Annotated in this window: 8 protein-coding genes; 4 read left to right on the top strand and 4 right to left on the bottom strand. The window is 63.7% G+C overall.

What is annotated here, in order from left to right:
* Window positions 1-13: 13 nt before the first annotated feature.
* On the bottom strand, window positions 14-1492 hold the full coding sequence (locus U1738_RS00345; protein ID WP_332788184.1) for an ATPase domain-containing protein: 1479 nt from the start codon (window positions 1490-1492) through the stop codon (window positions 14-16).
* A 400-nt stretch (window positions 1493-1892) separates the two neighbouring features.
* On the opposite strand from U1738_RS00345, the gene U1738_RS00340 reads away from it, so the two are divergent.
* Complete coding sequence (locus U1738_RS00340) at window positions 1893-4139, top strand: transferrin receptor-like dimerization domain-containing protein (protein WP_332787052.1); 2247 nt, start codon at window positions 1893-1895, stop codon at window positions 4137-4139.
* Between the two features lie 247 nt (window positions 4140-4386).
* Here the strand turns inward: U1738_RS00340 and U1738_RS00335 are convergent, their stop codons facing one another.
* Window positions 4387-4821 carry a hypothetical protein gene (locus U1738_RS00335; RefSeq protein ID WP_332787051.1) on the bottom strand — a complete coding sequence of 145 codons (435 nt, stop codon included), beginning with the start codon at window positions 4819-4821 and terminating at the stop codon, window positions 4387-4389.
* A 410-nt stretch (window positions 4822-5231) separates the two neighbouring features.
* Between U1738_RS00335 and U1738_RS00330 the strand changes: the two genes are divergently transcribed.
* The 3 genes from U1738_RS00330 to U1738_RS00320 all read left to right on the top strand — a co-directional run bounded on the left by U1738_RS00330 (window position 5232) and on the right by U1738_RS00320 (window position 7538).
* Window positions 5232-6116 carry a fatty acid desaturase family protein gene (locus U1738_RS00330; protein WP_332787050.1) on the top strand — a complete coding sequence of 295 codons (885 nt, stop codon included), beginning with the start codon at window positions 5232-5234 and terminating at the stop codon, window positions 6114-6116.
* Window positions 6117-6280: 164 nt separating this feature from the next.
* Window positions 6281-6787, top strand: coding sequence for a DUF3833 family protein (locus tag U1738_RS00325; protein WP_332787049.1), 507 nt, complete (start codon window positions 6281-6283; stop codon window positions 6785-6787).
* A 28-nt stretch (window positions 6788-6815) separates the two neighbouring features.
* On the top strand, window positions 6816-7538 hold the full coding sequence (locus tag U1738_RS00320; protein WP_332787048.1) for a VIT1/CCC1 transporter family protein: 723 nt from the start codon (window positions 6816-6818) through the stop codon (window positions 7536-7538).
* Window positions 7539-7683: 145 nt separating this feature from the next.
* On the opposite strand, the gene U1738_RS00315 is transcribed toward U1738_RS00320, so the two are convergent.
* Window positions 7684-11046: an amidohydrolase family protein gene (locus U1738_RS00315; protein ID WP_443026973.1), complete on the bottom strand. Its 3363-nt coding sequence runs from the start codon at window positions 11044-11046 to the stop codon at window positions 7684-7686.
* Window positions 11047-11354: 308 nt separating this feature from the next.
* Window positions 11355-14261, bottom strand: coding sequence for a Ti-type conjugative transfer relaxase TraA (gene traA / locus U1738_RS00310; RefSeq protein ID WP_332787046.1), 2907 nt, complete (start codon window positions 14259-14261; stop codon window positions 11355-11357).
* Between the last annotated feature and the right edge of the window lie 113 nt (window positions 14262-14374).

Genomic DNA, 14374 nt, shown 5'->3' with positions numbered 1-14374 from the left:
CCGTTCTGACAGCTCACTTGGCAAATGTGCTGTCCGGCACGAAGCTGGTCAACAAGGGGTTCACTCCAGTCCCTATGTAAATCGGAATACCCTTTAAGACGCCTTGGAAATCTTGAAGCGGCTCGCCAAGCGCAATGCCTGAAGATCCAATCCGGTACTCGCGGATCGTGTTCTCGTGTGTTCCCATCCGTTTCTTGATCACGGAGATTGCGCGCAACACGCGGCCAAGTGCCTCGAAGTAGCGCAGCATGATGACTGTATCGGCCAGATAAGTAACGTCGACTGGGCTTTGCATGTCGCCAACTACGCCCTGCTGGGCGACGGTCAGGAAAGTCATAATGCCCTGCCGGTTCAGATACTGCAGCAACTCATGCATGTGAAGAACGAGCGCCTGCTCCTCGGGCATGGCCGCATTGTAGCCGTTGAGGCTGTCGATTGTAACAACGCGGACTGCGTGTTCCTCGACATAGGTTCGGACCATGTGGGAAAACTGCCCCGGGCTTAGTTCGGCGGCGTCAACCTGCTGTATCAGTAGCATGCCGCTGTCGACAAGCGCCTGGAGGTCGATGCCGAGCCCGCGAGCACGTTGGATCAGCATACTTCGTTCTTCGTCGAAGATGAACAGGGCCGATTTCTCGCCGCGTGTGGCAGCCGCGGCGGCGAAGGTCAGTGTCAGCAGCGACTTTCCCGTCCCGGCCGGGCCCAGGATGAGCGTGCTCGATCCCCTATCAATGCCTCCACCCAGCAGGGTGTTGAGCGCCTGCACTCCGGTCGACATCGTGTCACGCGAGAATTCGGTTTTATGTTCGTGCGAGACGAGTCGGGGAAAGGCGCGTACCCCGCCATGTTCGATGATGAAGTCGTGAAATCCGCCGCGAAATGCGCGGCCACGGAACTTGATGACGCGCAGACGGCGGCGCTCGGGGCCATAGTCGGGCGCGTACTCCTCCAGCCTGACGACGCCATGCGCTACGCTATGAACCGTCTTGTCCAGCGCGTCTGTCGTAAGATCGTCAAGCATGAGAATTGTCGCGCCCGCGCGCGAAAAATAGTGCTTCATTGCGAGGATCTGCCGGCGGTAGCGAAGCGAGCTTTGCGCGAGTAGCCGTATTTCTGACAAGCTGTCGATGACGACGCGCGACGGTTTGACGCGCTCGAAAGCTTCGAAGATGGCACGCGTCGTCTCACCTAGCTCAAGGTCAGACGAGTAAAGCAGACTTTGCTGCTGGTCGGCGTCGAGCAGCGTTTCGGGCGGCAGAAGTTCGAACACTTCGAACCGGGCGCCGATGTCGTGTCCATGACTTAGTGCGCTTTCACGGAGTTCCGCATCGGTCTCGGACAGAGTGATGTACAGGCCGCGCTCACCTGCCTCAGCGCCCGTCAACAAGAAACGGATTGCGGTCGTCGTTTTACCAGTGCCGGGGCTGCCTTCGAGCAAGAAGACGCGGCCGACCGTGAAGCCGCCACACATGATCTCGTCCAAACCAGGCACACCGGTTAAGGCGTCTGCCGACTGTTCTCTGTTGATGACTGCCACTCCCTGACGAGCCCGCAGCGCCCGACAACGCTTGGCATAAATCTGCGATCGCAACAACTTGCCCATCGCTGATAGGCGAAACACGTTTCAATGCGCGTGCTTTCTGGTGGAAAGCGTCCAGCTCCCCGACGGTCCTCAACGCACGCGCAAGGCGGGACTTGTGAGCGGGTGGCGGAGACCGTAGCGCCCAGTCTCGGACGTCTGTTCAGGTCAAACATCCCGCGCCCAGGCGCCTTCTAAAATCAACATGTGCCGCGCTACTTGCGTTATCCGGTCGCTAACAGAAGAAATAGCTGTACTCTTGCGCCAGGCCACGACGCGGCGCATCCATGTGATAACTGGTGGGGGCAAGACAATGGCGAGACTTGGCATGATCCTGGCGGGCGCAAGCGCGCTCGCGACGGCGGCTGGAGCACAAACCGGCGCACCGACCGACCCGAAAGCGATCGAGCGCGCGTTCGATGCGAGCATCAGTTCGCAGGATCAGCTCGAATGGCTGAAGACGATGTCTTCGGAACCCAACCATGTCGGGTCACCGCACGACAAGGCCAATGCCGAGTTTATGCTTGCGAAATTCAAGGAATGGGGCTGGGATGCGAAGATCGAGACCTTCTCGGTACTCTACCCCACGCCGATTTCAACGACCGTAGAACTCGTTTTGCCCGAGAAGATCGTGCTCGGCGGGCAGGAACCGCCGGTCGCGGGCGACGACACGTCTGGCAACACCGCGAATGCGCTGCCGCCCTATGTCGCGTTCCAGGGCGATGGCGATGTCACTGCCGACCTCGTTTATGTCAATTACGGTCTGCCGGACGACTACAAGGCGCTGGCGCGGCGCGGCGTTGATGTGAAAGGCAAAATAGCGATCGCGCGCTACGGCGTGGGTTGGCGCGGGTTGAAGCCGAAGCTGGCGCAGGAGCACGGCGCGGTCGGCACGATCATTTATTCCGATCCGGCCGATGACGGCTATGGCGAAGGCGACGTTTATCCCAAGGGCGGCGCTCGTAACCCAAACGGCGTGCAGCGCGGCTCGGTCGCCGACATGACGGTCTATCCGGGCGATCCGCTGACGCCCGGAATCGGCTCTGTGCCGGGGGCCAAACGCCTGCAGCGCGCCGATGCGCAGACCATCCTGAAAATCCCAGTGTTGCCGATGTCTTACGGCGATGCGCAGAAACTGTTGCAGCGGCTAGGTGGGCCGATCTCGCCTGCATCGTTTCATGGCGGACTGCCGATCACATACCATTTGGGCGGAGACGGCGCGGTCAAGGTGCATCTCGCGGTCAAGTCCGACTGGTCGCAGAAGACCGTGTACGACGTGATCGCGATGCTGAAGGGTTCGCAATATCCCGACCAATGGGTGCTGCGCGGCAACCACCACGACGGCTGGGTGTTCGGCGCGTCCGATCCGCTGTCGGGTAATGTCGCGATGATGTCGGAGGCCAAGGCGCTGGGCTCGTTATGGGCACAAGGCTGGCGACCGGCCCGAACAATCATATACACCGGGTGGGACGCCGAGGAACCGATGTTGCTCGGCTCGACCGAGTGGGCCGAACAGCATGCCGCCGAGTTGAAGGCTAAGGGCGTCATCTACATCAACACCGACGGCAACGGCCGCGGCTTTTTGCAAGCGGAGGGCAGCCACGATTTCCAGCGTCTGGTGAACAGCGTCGCCGCCGATGTTAGCGACCCCGAAACAGGCGCGACCGTTGCCGCACGACGTGCCGCGGCGATCCGGGTCGGCGCGTATGACAAGACCGGACGGCTGGACGAAGCCGCGCTCGCCGCTGTCGAAAAAGGCGGCGATTTTCCGCTCGGACCGCTCGGGTCCGGCTCAGACTATTCCGCCTTTCTGCAGCATCTTGGCCTGCCTGCGCTCAACATCGGCTTCGGGGGCGAGGATGAGAGCGGCGGGGTCTATCATTCGATCTATGACAGCTATCACCACATGACGACGTTCGACGATCCGGGCCTGAAGTACGGCGCGGCGCTGTCGAAGACGGTCGGCCGGATAGTGCTGCGCGTTGCCGATGCCAATACTCCGCCGCAGCGCTTCGGCGACTTCGCGACGACAGTTGCGACCTATTTGACAGAGATCAAAAAGCTCGCCGAGGACCGCCGCACGCAGGATCGAAAGCGCGAGAAACTTCTAGAGGACGGTGCTTTCGGTCTGGCATCCGATCCGCTCAAGCCGACGGCGGCTCCGCCGTCCGAGACGCGGACACCATTCATTGAATTTGCTGCGCTGGACAATGCGGCGGACAAACTGCAAGCCGCAGCCTCACGCTACGATGCCGCTTACGCCGAAAAGGGCGGAAAGCTAGATCCCACACGCCGGGCGAAGCTTAACGCGCAAGTCCGCGATATCGACCAGCTGCTGCTCGACGAGCGCGGGCTTCCCGGTCGGCCCTGGTACAAGAACCTCGTCTACGCACCGGGCCGCTTCACCGGCTATGGCGCGAAGACGCTACCGGGCGTGCGCGAGGCGATAGAAGAGCGGCGCTTCGATGACGCCGACGTTTATGCCGCACGCACCGCAAAGGTGCTGGCTGACTACGCTGCAAGGTTGGATGCCGCGCGGGGGACGATCGAAGGAAACTAATTGCGTTCGTTACCAACTCCTTGCGAGTTTAACCCAGAGTTGGACTCTCGGGCGGGCTTTCCCAAGTTCCCACTTCGGGCGTGCGTTTATATTGATCGGCGATTGTCCGCACCGGCCTGCCGCAATGACATCGGCGGCTATTGCGATTTGGTCTTGGCGGCGGCGCTGAAATCTCGCTAGGCTACGGGCGGACGGAAATGCTCGTCACGACGACACCTTGGAGAACCGCGCGCCTGTCGCGGCCGCCTCATTCAAACTTGCTCCAGTGGTGCAGAGCCATGGCGTTATAGCAGACCATCGCGTTCACGAGTGTGCCGCGCAGGTCTGTATCGACGAGTTCGTCGGGCAGCAGCGGGTCCGAGTTGATCGCGCGGATGACCGATTGGCCGAGCAGGAAGGTTTCGCGTGCCGCCTTGGCGGTCGGCATTCCCGCAGTCCTGGCCTGACTGGTCTCCAACTCACCGATCCAAAATCGATAGCCGCCCTCGATCAGGTCGGGTGACCACAAGGTCCGGAACCGCGCATCGTCGGCAGGCTGTGCCACGCATCCAGCGAATATGGTTGCCTGCGCGTCAAGCCCCAACCCTGCAAGTTCGTTGGCCAACGATACCGTATCGCGGCGCAGATTGTCCGGCCGCGCCCATGTGCCTGTATCCGCTTCGGCAAAGCCGGTGAGCCGCAACGCTCGCTCGCCGCCTGCAGTCGCGGTCGGTTGATGCGGCCCAAATGGTGCGTCAGCACGACGATCCAAGCCCCGTTCCAAGGCCGCACACCATAATCCACCTGCGGCCACTGGCGCGCCTTGATGTGTAACGCCGCAGCTTTAGGCCCGAGCGAATAAACTCCTCGTTCAATCTGATCAGCGAGGCCTTCCCGCACCAGCCGCCCCAGCGCGACACGCATCGCCGCGGGTTCGATGTCCAAAATGCGGGCACGGTCGATCAGCGTGCCGGCGCGCAGCGGCGCGGGCGCCGCGGTCGACAGGAACCACAGGGCCAGCGATTTTGGCGTCACCGGTGCGCGCCAGTCATATAACATATTTTGACTCATGCTGCATTATTATGTTACCGGATCTGTGGAAGGATCGCCAGCATGAAGGTAACCGATTTTCTCGCAAGGGACGAACTCGCCGCATTGACGCGCCGATCGGATCTGCGGGGGTGGTGGGCGTTTGCGGTGAACTGGGGGTTGATCGCCGGCGCCTTCACGGTCGCGATCATCTGGCCCAACCCGCTGACGATCCTCGCGGCGATCCCGATAATCGCCGCGCGCCAGCTTGGGCTCGGCATCTTAGTGCATGATTGCGCACACCATGCGCTATTCACCGACCGGCGCACCAACGAGGTCGTCGGGCAATGGCTCGCGGGAACGCCGATCAACCTCTCGCTGCCCGACTATCGGACCTACCATCTGGCGCATCATCGCCATGCGGGAACCGCCGATGATCCCGATCTCGGCTTCGTCGCCAGTTACCCGATCACCGCCCAGGCGCTGCGCCGCAAGCTGGTGCGCGACGTAACTGGCCGCACCGGGTGGCGCGATCTCGTCCAGTCGCTCGCGCGTTTCAAGATCGCCAGGCAATGGCCGTGGGTCGCGTTTCACATCGGTCTGTTCGCCGTACTCGCGCTGGCGGGCGGCTGGTGGGCGTACGGGCTGTGGTGGGTCGCGCAGATCTTCGCCTATCCCGCGATCGCGCGCCTCCGCCAGATCGGCGAACACGGCGTCGTGCCTGATCGCGGCGATGCGGATCCGCGCAGGAACACCGCGACCACGATAACATCCTGGTGGGAGCGGCTGCTGATCGCCCCGAACCACGTCAATTATCATGTCGAGCATCACGTGGCGGCGGGTGTCCCGCCCTACCGGCTCGCGCGGATGCACGGCCTGCTGAAATCCCGCGGCTTCTATGATGGGTTTGATGCGCTGTCGCACGGCTATGCCGACGTGGTGCGCCGCGCGACCCGCCGGGCGGCCTGAAGACATGACCGATCAGGGAGATTTCGGACCGAGCGTGCGGGTCGAGCGAATCGTGGCCGGCATTGCCGGCAGTTGCACAGTGAACCTAAGTTTAGGCAAACGGAGTGGGCGATCGGCCCTAGTAGGCGTCCACCGGCCCTGCGGGCCATGAAGGAAGCGGCGTCATGATTCGGATCGGTTGGCTCTTACTAGTCTCACTAGCTGGCTGTACCTCGGCACCACCGTTGCGGACGCTTGCATCATCGTCGCCGTCATTCGATGCGCTCGCCTTCTTCTCCGGGCGTACCGAAGGCGAAGCGCGGCTGAAGATCGTCGCCTCGCGGACGAAGCAGGTACGCGTCCACGGTACCGGCACGATCGATCCCGACGGCACGCTCCACCTCGTCCAGCGCGTAGACCAGGAGGGAAAACCCGAAACGACCCGCATTTGGACGATTCACGCAACCAGGCAAGGCGGCTACAGCGGAACGCTGAGCGATGCAGGCGGCCCGATCCTTGGCGACGTCACCGGCAACCGCCTCCACCTCCGGTTTCGCCTGAAATCCGGTTTGCGTGCCGACCAGTGGTTGTATCTTCAGCCAGGTGGCGCGGTAGCACGCAATCGTATGACGGTACGCAAGCTCGGAATCGTCGTCGCTAGGCTCGACGAGACGATCAAGCGCCTACCGTAACCGGCACGATCAACAGGACGCCCAGCTCATGACCACCTCGATCATCGCCGACACCGCGCCGCACCAGCACGAACGCCACTACGTCACGCGGATCGGCTGGCTGCGCGCCGCCGTTCTTGGCGCGAACGACGGCCTGCTCTCCACCGCCAGCCTAATGGTCGGCGTCGCAGCCGCATCGGCGGGGTCGGCGCAACTAATCTTGACTGGGGTGGCCGGGATCGCCGCGGGAGCGATGTCGATGGCCGCGGGCGAGTATGTCTCGGTCAGCTCGCAGGCAGATTCCGAACGCGCCGATATCGAGCGCGAACGCCGCGAACTCGAGGCCGATCCGGCGCACGAACGCCGCGAGCTCGCCGCGATTTATGTCCAGCGCGGCCTTTCCGATATGCTGGCGCTTGAAGTCGTCGATGCGCTGTCGGCCCAAGATGCACTCGAGGCGCACACCCGCGACGAACTCGGCATCACCGATACCTCGATCGCCAACCCGGTTCAGGCGGCGATGGCGTCCGCGGCGTCGTTCATCGCGGGTGGGATGGCGCCGCTGGCGGCGGCGTTGTTGCTGCCCGCGGCAAGCGTTTTGCCCGGAATCGTTGCCGTCGCAATCCTGACACTAGCGATCCTCGGCGCCGCCGGCGCGCGCGCGGGCGGGGCGCCGCTGCTGCCAGGCATGGCCCGGGTCGTTGTCTGGGGTTCGGCAGCGATGGCGGTCACGGCCGGCGTGGGCCATGTTTTCCACAGAGCAGTTGGCTGACCCTTCAAAATAGGTTGAGGTGACTTCAGAAGACTATCGATAAGGGCCCAAACGAGAAGTCTGTCTCAATCATCTGCTTGCCAAATAACGGAAAAGACGTTGGAGGCCGAGAAGGGTTGGATTGACAGGTGTGGTAGGTCGTCGCTCAGTCGATGTCGCCAAAGCCATGCCCAACAGTGAGCTTCACGCCGGTGTCCGTTCCGGCACCCGTGCCTTCCCACCAATAGGGCAGCCGCCTGCGCGTACCGGTCGCAACTTCGTTCAGCGTTGCCGCATCGTATAGCCGCCCGCCAAGCATCACCCGCGACACCTTGTCGCTGTTGCGGATATCGACGCTGGGATCGGCATCGAGAACGACCAGATCGGCGAGCTTGCCTACCTCAAGGGAGCCGACATCCTTGTCGTATCCCAGCGAGCGCGCCGATTCGATCGTGCCGGCACGAAGCGCCTCGACCGGCGTGAAACCGCCACGCACGAAGCTCCATAGCTCCCAATGGGCGCCAAGCCCCGGCTGCTGCCCGTGTGCGCCGATCGCCACCGGCACGCCCTTGTCGGCGAGCTTCTTTGCCTCACGGGCCGTCGCACCGTCGACATAGTCCTCTTCAGGCGCAATCTCGCGCCTCGCGTTCTGCGCGGCAAGCAAAGCGGGCGGCGCGTGGCGGCTGAGCAAGGGATGCCGCCAGACGTCGCTATGCGCGCGCCAGTAGGGATCGCCGGCCGGCCCGCCATAGGCAACGACCAAGGTGGGCGTATAGCCGACGGTCGACTGCGACCATAAACTCACCACATCGGCGTAGAAATGCTCGAGTGGCACGTTGTGCTCGACGGTGGAATTGCCGTCCTGCACTAGGCTCATGTCCATCGTGAACAGCGATCCGCCCTCGGGTACGACTTCCATATTCTCGGCTTGCGCGGCGGCGACGACCATCTGGCGCTGTTCGCGACGCGGCTGATTGTAGTTCTTCACGCTGTGCGCGCCTTGCGCTTTAAGGCGGCGAACGACGGCGAGCGCATCCTCGTACGTGTCGATCTGCGCGTACACGTCGGGCGCTTTGGCACCATAGATGATTTCGCCAGTCGAGAAGGTACGGGGCGCGAGCAGCATGCCGGCCTGTTGCATTTCCGCCGCCGGGAAGATTTCGGCCGAGCGGGATGAGGGATCGTGGATCGTCGTCGTGCCGAGTGCGAGGTTGGCCATTGCCGACCAGTTCTGCTGCGGCACCAGTTCGTCTTCGCCCTGCGGTCCGTGCGCGTGGGCATCTACAAGCCCCGGGATGATAGTCTTGCCGGCGAGTTCGACAGTCTTGGCGCCTGCGGGCACCGCGACCGAGCCGCGCGGGCCGATCGCGGCTATGCGGTCGCCCCGAATCAGGATCGTCGCATCGTCGATGATCCCGCCGTCCTTAGCGGCCATCGTAATGACGCGGGCACCGGTAAGGGCGACCGTGCCTATGGCCTTGGCAGCAGTCACTGGCATCGACAGCGACACTCCGGTGCGGGGTGCGGCGAACTTCGGCGCATCCTCGCCCGCCGGCGCATCGCGGAACAGCGCACTGGTCTGCGCGGTGTATAGCGTCGGGCCGGCGCTCCAGTGGATTGCCTTGCCGTCGTTCGACCAATTGATGAAGTCCGCGCCGTCGCCGCTGACGCGGGTGATTGGCAATGGCGCAGACTTAGCCGAGCCGTCGGCTACCACTGCCTGCTTGCCCGGCATCAGCGGCATCACGAACGCCTCGTAATTCTGCCGGAAGGCTATGTAGTCGCCTGCGGGCGATACCTGGTAGTCGTTCACCAGCTCGCCTTCGGCATGGACGCGGCGATCCTGCCCGTCGAGCCCGGTGCTGATCAGTTGGCGCTTGTCCTTTTCGTTGACGATCAGGAATACGCGGTCGCCGCTCGCGCCGAATTGCGGCGATGCGGCGTCCTTGGCGATGCGCACTGGCGCGCCGCCGGTCGTCGCGACGCGGTACGCCCCGACACCAGGATTACCGCGCGCGGACGTCAACCGGCCGCCATCGCCCTGTTCGAACACGATCGTTCGGCCGTCGGGCGAAAAACGCGGGATGCGGTAATGCCCGGCGACCGTCGTAACAGTGCGTGACGCGCCGCCGCCAGCTGCGACGGTGCGGATTTGGCCGAGACCCGCATCGCTCCAGCCCACGAACACGATCTGCCGCCCATCGTGCGACCAGCTCGGGAACAGCTCCATCTCCTCTTGCCCGCGCGTCAGGCGCGTCGGCGTGCCGCCCGCCATCGGACGGGTCCACAATTTACCGAGCGTTTCAAACACCACCGTGCGGCCATCAGGTGAGACGCTAGCCCAACGCGGCATCTTGGTGATGAAGCGATCCGGCGCAACCTCGATCTGCGGGTGCACCGCGTCGACGATCACGCGCGTATCGTCGATGCGAAACGGTATTACGGTGCCACCGCTGCCATCCAAGCTCACGCGGCGCAACTTACCGCCGGCCCAGAACACGATCTCTTTGTCGCCCGGCGTCCAAGCCATCTCGGGATATACGCCGGTCACCGCCCAGGTTTCCTGTACGTCGCGATCTAGCGGTCCGTACACGACACGCTCGACGCCGCTGGCCAGATCTTTGACCCACAATTTGGTGATGTTGTTCTCGCGCCTTACGAATGCGATGCGCTTGCCGTCGCGGCTCGGCGTCGGCCGCACCGACCCGCCGACGCCGGAAACGACGCTGGTCACCTCGCCCGAATCCAAGTCGTAGCGCTCGATATCGAACAGATCGGTGCGCGAATTCTGCGCATATTCGAAGATCGGGCCGGGCGACACGTTGCGCGTGTAATAGATGCTCTTGCCGTCGCGGGCGTAGATTGGCTCGCCCAGCTCCTTTTGCAGTACTTCGCTGGCGCGCTTTACAAGCTGCACGCCGCCGCCGCCCGACACGTGGTACAACCAGATCTCGCCGGTGCCCAATGAGCGGCCGGTAGTGAAATGCTTCTTGGCGGCAATGAAGCGTCCGTCTGCACTCCAGCTCGGCTGATTGAGCAGGCGGAAATCTTCCTTGGTCACCTGGCGCTTGTCACTGCCATCGGTGTTCATCACCCAGATATTGTCGCCACCGCCCCGATCCGAGGTGAAGGCGATCCGCCGCCCGTCCGGCGAGAAGCGCGGCTGATGCTCGAACGCCAGCCCGTCGGCAATACGCGTCGGCGTGCCGCCCGCGATGGGCATCGTATAGATGTCGCCGAGCAGATCGAAGGCGAGCGTGCGGCCGTCGGGCGAGACGTCGACGTTCATCCAGCTGCCTTCGTCGACCCGGATCGGAACTTCGCGTGTCTTCAGGCCACGCGGATTGCTAACGTTCCAGACAGGGGGCTTCTTTGGCGTGGCGGCGGCGACGGGCGGCGTCGCCGGCGGGGGCAACGGGCTGGCCTGTTCCGGCACCGGCGCGGGCACCTTGTCCTCCGGCCCCTGCGTCTGCTCGACCGGCTTGTTCACTGGTGGCGGCGCGCTCTGGGCCGAAAGCTGCGTGGCCATCAGGCATAAGGCAATGGCGGTATATGTGTGCTTCACGGTGCGCGGATCTCCTGTTACCCACCAGCTTAGCCGATCCGCCGCCGCGGTCACCCGCAAAGATCGAGGCGGACGCGGCGGTCGCGAATGGCGGTGCGCATCACGCTATCTATGATGCGCCATTTCGGTCGTTAGGCTGCTTCAGTTAGGCGGCCGGGGGACAGCCCCGCTATTTGAACGAATGAGCGTAAACTCATTCAACCGCTCCAAAGCGGCCGTGCCGCTTCCCACCAGTCTTACGCAAATGCGGACTGTCTGCTTTCTCTCAGAGGCTATCTGCCGAGCCCCCGCCCGCGCCCAAAATCGATCCCGTGCTCCATCGCCAGCTGCGCACCAATGCTGCGGCCCATCTCCATCGTGATGCCTAGTTCCTGCTTGCGGATCGCCAGCACTGATTCCAGCTGCGGATCGCGGTGAAGCCCCTCCGCCATCTCGCCCATCGACCGGCGGATGTTGCGATAATCGCCTATCCGCCCGTCCTGATATGCCAGAAGAGTTTGCCGATCGAGCTTGTGCCAGCGCTCGATGAACCGATCGGCGCGGCGATTCGGATCGGTACGGATCTCGGTTTCGAGCTGCATCGCCCGGACGGCACGGGCGATGTCGCCGCGGGCTGCCTCCTTCGGCAGTGATGGGTCGGCTTTGTACGCCGTTTCGATATCGCGCGCGCCATCGTCTCGCCGTCCGTTCAATTCCCGACGAGCAAATTTCAGCTCCTCGGTCATTGCGGGATCGACCGGACGGCCCTGATCCTGGGCGGTAAAGATCGCATTTACGGCGCGCGCGTGTCGCTCGACCGCGGCTCGGTTGGCGCGTTGGTTCTGCTCGGCAGGAGATAGCTGCTCAGGGTCGGGTTTGGGCATCGGCAGCCGGAGCCCTTCGAACATGTTCCGGACTTTTTCCGGCACGACCTTTTCGACCACCTGCACGATGCGTTCGCGCACCGTGATGCCGCGCCGTTCGGCGAACGTGCGTTCACCGGTCTCACGATCGGCATAGTCGCTCGCCATATCCTTGCCGCGCTCGCGCGATAGCGCGCGCACCAGCTTGCCCTGGTCGGCGAAATCGTCGCGGCCATAATGCAGATCGACACTATCCCGGTGCCGCGACAGCGCAACGTACGCGGCGTGGGCGTCCAGCCCCGGTGTCGCCAGCACATGCACCCGGTCAACCGTCACGCCTTGCGATTTGTGCACGGTCGCGGCGTAGCCGTGATCGATCTGGTTATAGTCCTTTACGTCGAACGCCACAGACCGGCCATCGTCGAGCATCACCGCCATACGATTTTGCGTAACCGACTGAAGCTCACCAAGCGTACCGTTCTTCACGCCAAGCTCACGCTCGTTCTTCAGGAACATGACGCGGTCGCCGCTTGAGAACTGCCGGTCGCCGCGGTCTGTGTGGATGGCGACATCGTCGCTAAGCTGACCGCTGGCGCGGAGCCGTTCGCGCGCAGCGAGATTGAGTTCGCGAACCTCGTCATTGGTGTGGGTGAGGATGATGCGCGTTGCGTCCGGCGCGCCGGCCCGGTCGCGGTCCCAGCGCTCGATCAGCTCGTCGCGCGCCTGCTCGCGCGTAGCGGCGGCATGCACGCTGCCGGCCTCGTCGTAGGCTATAATCGCTTCCGCGGTTCGCCCTGTCGCAAGCCGCCGCGTCGCAACGCGCTGCCAGTCCTCGCGCTGGCGGCGGATGTCGGTGATCTCGACGCTGCCGTGGCGTTCCGCCGTCGCGCGGAACGCAGCCCCCGCCTCAATCGCCTGCAGCTGTTGTGGATCGCCAACCAACACGACCTTCGCCCCGCGCTTCTCTGCCTCTGCCACGAGACGTTCCATCTGCCGCGTCCCAATCATCCCGGCTTCGTCGATCACCAGGATCGAGTGCTGGTCGAGCAACTCCCTGCCCTGCCCCCATTGATGCTCCGTGCTGGCGATCGTGCGCGACGCGATGCCCGAGCCGCTCTCGAGATTCTCGGCGGCAATGCCCGACAGGGCGACGCCGTGGACTGAGTACCCCGCCCCTTCCCACGCTTCGCGCGCAACACCAAGCATCGCCGACTTGCCCGTGCCGGCATAGCCGATCACGACGCTCAGCCCTTCCCGGCCCGTCACATGCTCGAGCGCACTGCGCTGCTCCGCCGACAGGATCATCCCACGTGCCGCGGCACGCGCCAGCGCGATGTCGCGGTCGCGGTCGGGGACAGCGTGCCGGTCGCGGTTTGCCATGGCGTCGGTCGCGCGTTCGAGCCGCTGTTCCGTCTCGATCATCGCGCGGCTGGTGAACCGGTACTCGCCGCGCCCGTCCTTGCCGAGCGCGACTAGGTCGGGCGACGCGTTGACCGCCGCCTTTACAGCCTCGAACTGCTCCAGACTGTCGCTGTGCCGGTGCGCGAAGATCGCGAAATCGCGGCGGGTAAAGGTCGCTTGGCTATGCGTGATCGCCTCTAGCGCCAGGTTCGGGTTGGCGATGATCTTGTCGCCATTGGCTCGGGCGATCTCGCGGTGCTCTTCGGCACGCTCGGACTCGAGCCCCTTCCCCCCCATGCGCGACGCTGCCGGGCCGATCTTGTGCTGCGGTTCCAGGTCGATGCCTTGCGCTTCCAACGAACGGTGATCGACCCGTGCGTCGATGTCCAACTCCGCCAGCCGCATGTTGACGTGCCCGGCCCAGTGCTCGCGCAACGTCTCCAGCAGATCGGTGCGGTTCCAGTCGCGGTTCTTCGGACCGAACCCTTCCTCGTCGACCTCACGCGTGGTCAGCATCACATGCGCATGCGGCTTGGCGAGACCGTCCACGCCCACGTCCCAATGCACGTTGAAATCGGCGATCATCCCGCGCGACACAAACTCGTCGCGGACGAAGTCGCGCGCCAGCGCGATACCGTCGGCCTGCGACAGCTCGCGGGGAATCGCGAACTCGATCTCCCGCGCGAGTTGCGCGTCGATCCGCTTCTCGATTGCTTCGACTTCATTCCAGAGGGTTTCCCGGTCGGCAAGGTGCTCGGGTGCGCCGTCGGGCAGCATTACCTCGGAGTGGACGACGCCTGCTTTGTTCGAGAAGTTGTGGTGCCGGTCGAGCCGCTGGTCATGCAGCCGCGAGGCCGAGCGATACGCCGCCGACGCCAGCGCCGAAGAGCCAGCGGTGCGCGAGATCATCTTTGCCGAGAAGTGGTAGAGCGCCATGACGGCACACCAGCTACACTCTAAAGCGCACGTCGGCACGACGTATAAGCGCGCCCTCGAAAATATTCATTTATCTCAGGAACCGCGCGTCCCACTAAATGTCACGCTGTTTA

Source organism: Parasphingomonas caseinilytica, assembly GCF_036663755.1.
Lineage (GTDB): Bacteria > Pseudomonadota > Alphaproteobacteria > Sphingomonadales > Sphingomonadaceae > Sphingomonas.
The sequence above is the reverse complement of the archived record's forward strand: the minus strand, read 5'-3'. Positions and strand labels throughout refer to the sequence as shown.